We start from the raw sequence: 446 nt of genomic DNA, 5'->3' as shown, positions 1-446 counted from the left end.
TGCCAAATGAAAGCACTCACAGCGCCTTCGCGCTAAGTGCTTTCATTTGGCAAACCAACCAAGGTAAGTGGTGGAGGATGACGGGATCGAACCGACGACCCCCTGCTTGCAAAGCAGGTGCTCTCCCAGCTGAGCTAATCCCCCGGATAACTTGGTGGGTCTGGTAGGACTTGAACCTACGACCCCCGCCTTATCAAGACGGTGCTCTAACCACCTGAGCTACAGACCCTTGGCTGTAACAGCAAACAAACCGATAAGTGTGAACGCTTGACTTGTGAACACAAGCCTCTGGAAAGGAGGTGATCCAGCCGCACCTTCCGCTACGGCTACCTTGTTACGACTTCACCCCAGTCATGAACCCTGCCGTGGTAATCGCCCTCCTTGCGGTTAGACTARCTACTTCTGGYRMAACCCACTCCCATGGTGTGACGGGCGGTGTGTACAAG

Annotated in this window: 2 tRNA genes and 1 rRNA gene; all 3 read right to left on the bottom strand. The window is 54.5% G+C overall.

Annotation, left to right across the window (positions count from 1 at the left end):
- Positions 1-68: 68 nt before the first annotated feature.
- Positions 69-144, bottom strand: a tRNA-Ala gene (locus AB4Z35_RS30550).
- Positions 145-152: 8 nt separating this feature from the next.
- Positions 153-229, bottom strand: a tRNA-Ile gene (locus AB4Z35_RS30545).
- Positions 230-292: 63 nt separating this feature from the next.
- Positions 293-446, bottom strand: a 16S ribosomal RNA gene (locus tag AB4Z35_RS30540); the annotation flags it as partial.

Origin of the sequence: Pseudomonas sp. KB_15 (assembly GCF_052114525.1) — a bacterium.
GTDB lineage: Bacteria > Pseudomonadota > Gammaproteobacteria > Pseudomonadales > Pseudomonadaceae > Aquipseudomonas.
The sequence above is the reverse complement of the archived record's forward strand: the minus strand, read 5'-3'. Positions and strand labels throughout refer to the sequence as shown.